Origin of the sequence: Rhizobium sp. Root1212, from assembly GCF_001424985.1 — a bacterium.
GTDB lineage: Bacteria > Pseudomonadota > Alphaproteobacteria > Rhizobiales > Rhizobiaceae > Pararhizobium.
This window is the reverse complement of the sequence record NZ_LMDA01000016.1, coordinates 21,961-29,184: the sequence shown is the minus strand read 5'-3', so window position 1 is coordinate 29,184 and position 7,224 is coordinate 21,961. Positions and strand designations below refer to the sequence as shown.

7 protein-coding genes and 2 pseudogenes are annotated in these 7,224 nt (G+C 60.1%); all 9 read right to left on the bottom strand.

Annotation, left to right across the window (positions count from 1 at the left end):
- Nucleotides 1-85, bottom strand: a pseudogene (locus ASC86_RS27055) (amino acid ABC transporter ATP-binding protein); the annotation flags it as partial.
- A gap of 37 nt (nucleotides 86-122) precedes the next feature.
- A complete protein-coding gene (locus ASC86_RS15955) occupies nucleotides 123-770 on the bottom strand; it encodes an amino acid ABC transporter permease (RefSeq protein ID WP_056323194.1) in 648 nt (215 codons plus the stop codon).
- Nucleotides 767-1,435 (bottom strand): amino acid ABC transporter permease, encoded by a 669-nt coding sequence (locus ASC86_RS15950; RefSeq protein WP_056323192.1) that lies wholly within the window; start codon nucleotides 1,433-1,435, stop codon nucleotides 767-769. The genes ASC86_RS15955 and ASC86_RS15950 overlap by 4 nt, the downstream gene beginning before the upstream one ends.
- A gap of 37 nt (nucleotides 1,436-1,472) precedes the next feature.
- Entirely contained in the window at nucleotides 1,473-2,270 is a 798-nt protein-coding gene (locus tag ASC86_RS15945; protein WP_056323190.1) for a transporter substrate-binding domain-containing protein, read from the bottom strand.
- Between the two features lie 235 nt (nucleotides 2,271-2,505).
- Nucleotides 2,506-3,196: pseudogene (locus ASC86_RS26685) on the bottom strand (IS110 family transposase); the annotation flags it as partial.
- Nucleotides 3,197-3,282: 86 nt separating this feature from the next.
- Nucleotides 3,283-4,143: a LysR substrate-binding domain-containing protein gene (locus tag ASC86_RS15940; protein ID WP_056323183.1), complete on the bottom strand. Its 861-nt coding sequence runs from the start codon at nucleotides 4,141-4,143 to the stop codon at nucleotides 3,283-3,285.
- 202 nt (nucleotides 4,144-4,345) lie between these two features.
- Nucleotides 4,346-5,413: an ABC transporter ATP-binding protein gene (locus tag ASC86_RS15935; protein WP_056323180.1), complete on the bottom strand. Its 1,068-nt coding sequence runs from the start codon at nucleotides 5,411-5,413 to the stop codon at nucleotides 4,346-4,348.
- An 11-nt stretch (nucleotides 5,414-5,424) separates the two neighbouring features.
- Complete coding sequence (locus ASC86_RS15930) at nucleotides 5,425-6,279, bottom strand: ABC transporter permease (RefSeq protein ID WP_244477628.1); 855 nt, start codon at nucleotides 6,277-6,279, stop codon at nucleotides 5,425-5,427.
- Complete coding sequence (locus ASC86_RS15925; RefSeq protein ID WP_056323175.1) at nucleotides 6,261-7,145, bottom strand: ABC transporter permease; 885 nt, start codon at nucleotides 7,143-7,145, stop codon at nucleotides 6,261-6,263. Before ASC86_RS15925 ends, ASC86_RS15930 begins: the two co-directional genes overlap by 19 nt.
- Nucleotides 7,146-7,224: the final 79 nt, after the last annotated feature.

Below are 7,224 nucleotides of genomic sequence, written 5' to 3'. Positions count from 1 at the left end.
CGTACCACTTGTTCATGTTGACGATTTCGACGGCGACGTCGGTCGCCGAGACCGTCATCTTTTGCGCCTGGGCTTGGGTTGCCATACTTGTTTCCTCTCCAATTCCGTCTGCCGCCCCGCACTCAGCGAAAGGCGGCCCTTCCCTCAAGCATCCGCGCATATTGCGTCAGCGGATAGCAGAGGATGAAAAAGATGATCGCCACAAGACCATAGACCGTGAACGGCTCGAAGGTGGCGTTGTTGATCGCATTCGCCGTTTTCAGCAGTTCCTCGAAGCCAAGAATGGAGGCGAGCGCCGTGCTCTTGATGAGCTGCACCAGAAAGCCGACCACAGGTGCGCGGGTTATGCGAAAGGCCTGCGGCAAGATCACGAGGCGCAACTCTTGCAGCCGATGCAGGCCGAGGCTTGAGGCCGCTTCCGATTGCCCGCGCGGCAGCGCCTCGACCCCCGCACGCCAAATTTCGGCAAGATAGGCGCTGGCATAGAAGGTGAGCCCGCAAACGGCGGCGGTCCATGGTTCGATGCGCAATCCGAGCATCGGCAGTCCGAAAAACATCAGGAAGAGCTGCATCAGCAGCGGAGTGCCTTGAAAGAGCGCGATATAGCCGACACCGAAGCGCCGCGCCCAGGGTGCCTTGGAGATACGCGCAAAGAGAATGGCGACACCGACGGCCGCACCGCCGGCAAAGGCCGCCGCAGACAGCAAAACCGTCCAGCGCGTCGCAAACAGCAGATTGCGCAGAATATCCCAGAAGGTGAACTCGATCATTGTACGGCGGCTCCCAGCACGCGCCGTCCGAACAGGATCATTCCGCGGCGAACAGCGGCGGAAAGGGCGAGGTAGATGAAGGTCACGACCAGATAGGTTTCAAAGGAGCGGAAAGTTCGAGCCTGCAGCAAGTCTGCCTCCTGCGCCAGTTCGCGCACCGAAATCTGCGAAACGACGGCCGATTCCAGCATCATGATAATGATCTGACTGGTCAGCGCGGGATAGATGATGGCCAAGGCCTGCGGAAGGACGACCTTGAGGAAGGCGAGCCGGGGCCGCATGCCAAGCGCTGTCGCCGCCTCCCGCTGGCCTCTCGGAACCGCGTCGAGGCCAGCACCGACCACTTCGATCGTGTAGGCCGCCATGTTGAGGGTCATGGCGAGGATGGCGGCCACCATAGGGTCCAGCCGCACGCCGATGCTCGGCAGCCCGAAAAAGATGAAGAAAAGCTGGACGAGAAAGGGCGTGTTGCGGATAATTTCCACATAGGCACCCACCAGCCTGCGCAGCCACCGATAGCGCCCCCGGCGCGCGGCTGCGCCGACGATGCTGATCGTCAGACCGAAAACCGTGGTGCAGGCGATGAGCAGCAGCGTCACCGCCGCGCCCAAAGCCAAAGCACCAAGGCTGCCCCAGAGCCAGGAGAAATCCAGAGCGTATTTCATGGCGACCTCTCAGAGCCAAGTGCGTTCGAAGGCCGCATCAGTCCTTCAGATTGTCAGGATTGAGCGGCGTCTTAAGCCATTCCTTGGAACTGGCATCGAGCGTGCCGTCGCTCACCATCTTGGCGATGGCATCATCGACCGCCTTCTTCAGGCCCTCTTCGCCCTTGCGCACGGCGATATGCGACGGAGACGTCAGAAGCTGGAACTTCTGCTCCGGCTTCAGCTGGTCCTGGCGCGCAAGCACTTGTGCGCCGACATCGTTGCCGACCACCATCAGCTGGGTCTGGCCTGAGATAAAGGCCTGGATGACCGCATTGTAGTTTTCGAACCGCTGGACCGTGGCCGATGCGGGTGCTGCGGCGGTCAGCGAGGTGTCCTCAAGCGTGCCGCGGTTGACGGCGATCGTCTTATCGGCGAGGTCTTCCTTGCCGGAGATCTTCAGGTCGGCCGGGCCGATGACGGCGATGTAATACGGCGCATATGCTGCCGCGAAGTCGATCGCTTCCGCCCGTTCCTTGGAATAGCCGACGCTCATCAGGATATCGACGCGGTCGTCGTTGAGATAGGCGATACGGTTCTGGCCGGTGATCCCCACGAGGTTGAGTTTCACGCCCAAAGCATCGGCAATCTTCTGCGCGACGTCGACGTCATAACCCTTGATGCTCATATCGGCGCTGGCGGACGAGAACGGCGGGAAATCGGAGAAAATACCGACGTCCAGCGTTCCGGCGCTCTTGATATCCTCAAGCGCATCAGCCCAGGCCGTGCTAGCGGAAACGCCGATAACCGCAATCGCGGCGGCAAGGATAGATGTCAGATTTCGTGTGATTTTCATGATGTTCCCCTTTTTTGCTTTATCGCGACGTTCCCGGAGGTAGGCTAAGCGCTAGTTGCGCCCCCGGCCCTCTCTTTTGTCGCCGCATCATTGACGGTGAGCGCATCGCTTGGAAGTGCGATAATTCGGGGGCGGCTATAAGGATTCGTGATAGCCGGGTGAGGGCTCTTCAAGGCGCAGAGGTACCGCCGATGAAGGAGGAGCGCTCGAGGCAGGTACCGCAGCTCAGCACTCGCTATGCTGCAGCCATAGCGGAATCCCTGTAATCTTCGTTCTTGGTCACTATTGCCCAGATGAATCGAGCCCTCTTATTGGCGAGAGCGATCGCAACGAGCATGCGCGGTTTACGCGCCAGCATGCGTGCTAACCATGAGTTCTCCGGCGGGTGTTTCGGCATGCCCAGCGGATTACGGTCATCGCACCGATGATCAGAAGCCAACGGATGTCGCGTTGCCCCATCTTCGACGTCCGGCCGACAACCTGTTTTCCATCACTCGAATGCTGTTTGGGCACGAACCCAAGACAAGCTGCAAAATCCCGCGCCCCCGTCGGAATGTCACCATAGTAGGCGCGAATGCCTCGACTGCAATAGCGGTAGTAGGTCCCATGCTGGGCATGGACATGAGGCGAGCGGTACTCGCGAACGCTTCGCTTCCGATTTTTCAACGACAAGATGCGGGAGGAGAGCGCTTCTATCTGGTCCAGATACAGCCGGTGTCTTGATCTTCAATAGCTTCCGTCAACGAGTGCAATGACGCCGTGTCAGCCAGATGTGCCCGAAGAGCGTTGATAAGCTGCGTTCGCTGACGGACGAAGAGGTCCCGCCTCCGGAAGAGCATGCAGCAGGCCTGCTGGGATTGTGTTTTCGGAACGACAAAGCGCATCGACGGGCGGGTCGCTGCTTCAACGATCGCTTCAGCGCGAGAGCCTGGGAAGTCTTTTCAAACATGACAGCCCCCATCCTGACCAAGAGCAAATGCCGATCGACTTCGGAAGTGTCTCGGCATGAAGCCTACGGCCGATCGCCCATGGCGGTATGGCGGGATACGAATTCAACGAGATAGCGAGCGCCCTCGGATACGTCGGATTGTGCATATAGGCCGATCTCGATCCGGACAGCGGTCGGCAGGTCGCTCGATTTGTCCAGTGCGCGACATCCATCCGGGATCGTGGCCGAAATCATCGGGCCAATCCCGATTCCGACCCGCACGGCGGTTGCCATCGCAACCAGCGTGGAGGCGACACACGCAGTTTTCCATTTTATGTTTCTTTGGGACAAGGTCGCGATCGCCTGGACATTCCAAGGGCAGCTGTCGTCGAACATGATGAGCGGCAACGGCTGGCTCGCATCGACGACGAAGTCGGATCTGACGGCCCACATTAGGTATTCGGTCCAGATCAGAATTGGCTTTCGGCTAAGGCAAGCGATGTCGCAGACCGCGACATCCAGCTTTCCGTCTTCGAACATCTCCGCAAGACGGTGATTCGGCTCGACGATGATGTCGATCTCAACCCTGGGGTTCTGAACCCTGAAGTCGCGCAGGATGTCTATCAGCCGGCTAGCGGCAAAATCCTCGACGACGCCGAGGCGAATCCGCCCCTCGATCACCTTGCCCGTCAGCCTTCGGCCGACCTCGTCGCTGAGCAGGACGATTTCACGCGCATAGGCAACCATGATTTGTCCGTGGGATGTGAGCTCCAATCCCTTCGGCGACCGGGAGAAAAGCGTGACACCGACGAGCTCCTCGAGCTTGCGTATCTGCATGCTGACCGCAGCTTGCGTGCGATGCAGTTTTGCAGCCGCGCCGTTGACGGTTCCTATTTCCGCGACGGTCAGGAATGCTCGGAGCAGATATGAGTCGAGATCGAGCATGGAAGCACCGCGCTTTCGCCGCTGTTGATGGGTGTGGACCGAAGACGTCTTGGGCTTCCGCATCGGGGAGGCGTGGGACGGGTTCGCCAAATACGACACCAGCTCCTGGATTGGACTTTGAACGATCCGTACGCCGGGTGCAACAGGGCGCAATCAGCGAGCAGGCAACACAGTCGTTGCCCGCCCGCTGAAGTCTAGGCAATCATGCGAACAAAACGCATGCCTGTGGTGGCATGGAAATGGTGATCTCCTGTCCCGCTTCGAAGGAAATGTCCGGGCGATTTGCACAGGCGGAAATGATACGGTCGCCGCTGGAAAGCTCGACGGACACGTGTCTGAAGGCGCCGAGGGTGACGACGTCTTCTACGCGCCCAGCCATGCCTATCGCTCCTGCGCGCCCGGTGCCTGATGATATCTCGACGCTCTCCGGGCGGACGCAGACGTCCTTCATGGCAGCTCCATCGCGTGACGCGGCGACCGGAAACTCCCATCCGAATTCCGAGCGAAATGTCGAGACGGAGCCGTCGGTTGCGACGACCGAGCCCCGGATCCAGTTCGTTCGTCCCATAAAATCCGCGACGAAACGCGATTTCGGACGCCAGTAGACATCGTCCGGCTTGCCCGACTGCATGATCTCGCCGCGGCTCATGACGAAAATCCGCTCGCCGAGGCTCATCGCCTCTTCCTGGTCATGCGTAACCACGATCGCCGTGGAGCCAACCGCAGCCAAAACGTCCTTCAGCTCCGTGCGCAGCTCATGTCTCAGCTTCGCATCGAGCGCGGACAGCGGCTCATCCAGAAGCAGCAGGCTTGGATGCGTCGCGAGCGCCCTCGCCAGGGCCACACGCTGCTGCTGCCCACCACTCAGTTCATTCGGACGCCGGTGGCCGAAGCCGGTCAGCCGCACTAGGTCCAGCATTTCGGCGACCCGGGCGGGGATCTCGCGTGCCGCATGACCGCGGTGGCGAAGTCCGTAGCCGATATTCTGCTCGACGGTCATGTGCGGAAAAAGGGCGTAGTGCTGGAACAGCAGGCCGACATTTCGTTCATATGGCTTCAATCCGGCCATCGACTTGCCGCCGATCGTGATTGTGCCGCTGTCAGGCCGTTCGAAACCGGCGATGAGACGAAGGATCGTAGTCTTGCCACAACCGCTCGGTCCCAGAAGCGCGATCGTCTCGCCGGGCTTTACCGAAAATGAGATATTGTCGAGCGCAACGGTTTCGCCGAAGCTCTTGCCGACACTTTGAAATTCTACGGCAGAAATCATCGTAGTTGTCCTCATGAACGAAACAAACCTTGCCCTACGACATTGTCGAAACCGACCAGCCGGTCGAGGACAACGATCAGCACCACCGTCACCGCCATCAGGATCACGGCAGCCGCCGCGATCGTCAGGTCAAAAGCGGCCCGCATGTTGCTGACCAGGGTAACGGGCAGGGTGGTGGCCGACGGGTCACTCAGGAAAAGGCTGATCGATACGTCGTCCATCGAAATGGCGAAGGCAAAGATCGCCCCGGTGATGATCCCTGTCTTCATCAGCGGGATCGTGATGCTCCAGAACGCCTGCCGCTCCGTGGCGCCGAGGATCATGGCCGCGTCCGTCAGCCGCCTGTCGGCGCCGAGAAGGCTGGCAAGGCCGGTCCTTATGCAATAGGGCGCGGTCACGATCACGTGGCCAAGCAGCAGCCGGGCCATGCCGTTGGTAATGCCGGCCTTTGACAGAAACAGCAGCAAACCGAAGCCGATGACGACGGGCGGAACGATTAGGGGCGACAGGAAAGCGGACGTCAGGATGCCTTTCCCGGGAAAGTCGCCCCGGGCGAGGCCGACTGCAGCGGCAGTCCCGATCGAAACGGACAGGATCGTCGTCAGCACGGCCAGAACAAGGCTGGTGCGAAGGCTCGAAAGAATGTCTGCCTGGGAGGCAAGCCGCTCGAACCAGTGCAACGACAATGCCGGCGGCGGCAAGGGACCGAGAAATGTCCTTGCGTCGAACGCCATCAGGCAGGTGATCGCTAGCGGGATTGCAAGAAAGGCCAATCCTAGGCCGACGACACCATAGGCGAGTGCGCCGGCAACCCGGTCGCCGGATCTGGCGGTACGAGAATGTGTGCTCATCGGCGGCTCTTCCATGCGTGCGCCAAGGTTATGACCGATATCACCGCCAGGGCCGTAGCGAGCATGACGAGCGAAATCGCCGCGCCGCTTGGATAGTTGGCGATATCGCTGAACCGGGTATAGATAACGTTCGACATGAACAGAACGCGCCCCCTCCCGAGAACCATGGGTATGACAAAGGCGCTGATCGCAAACGTCAGCGAGATAAGCGTGCTCGATACGAGGGCCGGAAGGCTGAGCGGAAGCGTGATGGACAGATGCGCTTTCCATCCCGGTGCGCCGAGCGACTGGGCGGCATCGAGCAGGCGCGGATCGATGGACTGCATAGCGCCCATCAGCGTCAGCGTCGCGACCGGAATGATCGAGTGCACCAGACCTGCGATGACGACGATATTGATGTATTCACGACTGTTGGCCGACAGGCCGACCGTCAACAGCAAGGGCCGCAGGATGCCGACCGAGCCGAATGTCAGCTCGATCGCATAGGTCTTGATAAGGACGCTCGACAGCACAAGCGTGATCAGGAAGCCAAGCGCCAGAGTGCGCATGCGTGGGGAAAGGCGCCGCACGATGAAATAGGCGAGGGGAAATGCCACGAGCTGCCCGACGAGTGCGGCCACGCCGCCGATCCAGAAGGTCGTCAGCAGCACATTGGCAAACGCCTGGTTGGCAAGTTCATGGTAGTTCTGAACCGTCGTCGCCGCATTTTCCACGGAACCGACGCGTCCCGGTGTGAACTCCTTCAGGCTTTCAATCGCCAGGTTGATCAAGGGCGAAAGAAAACCGAAGGCGAGCACCAACACCGCGGGCGCGAGCGTGATGGCCCTATCGCGACGATCGGAAATTGAAATGGCAGCGGTTTGCTGCCTGGCGTTTGTCATGATCGCACAGCCTGTTTGTCGCCCTTCCGAGCCCCGAAAGAGAATTGCCGAAGGCGCCAAGTGCGCCTTCGGCAATCTG

Excerpts from the sequence above, each read along its gene's own strand:
- ASC86_RS15955 (WP_056323194.1), bottom strand. The coding sequence starts at position 770 with ATGATCGAGTTCACCTTCTGGGATATTCTGCGCAATCTGCTGTTTGCG.
- ASC86_RS15930 (WP_244477628.1), bottom strand. The coding sequence starts at position 6,279 with ATGGAAGAGCCGCCGATGAGCACACATTCTCGTACCGCCAGATCCGGC.
- ASC86_RS15940 (WP_056323183.1), bottom strand. The coding sequence starts at position 4,143 with ATGCTCGATCTCGACTCATATCTGCTCCGAGCATTCCTGACCGTCGCG.
- ASC86_RS15950 (WP_056323192.1), bottom strand. The coding sequence starts at position 1,435 with ATGAAATACGCTCTGGATTTCTCCTGGCTCTGGGGCAGCCTTGGTGCT.
- ASC86_RS15935 (WP_056323180.1), bottom strand. The coding sequence starts at position 5,413 with ATGATTTCTGCCGTAGAATTTCAAAGTGTCGGCAAGAGCTTCGGCGAA.
- ASC86_RS15945 (WP_056323190.1), bottom strand. The coding sequence starts at position 2,270 with ATGAAAATCACACGAAATCTGACATCTATCCTTGCCGCCGCGATTGCG.
- ASC86_RS15925 (WP_056323175.1), bottom strand. The coding sequence starts at position 7,145 with ATGACAAACGCCAGGCAGCAAACCGCTGCCATTTCAATTTCCGATCGT.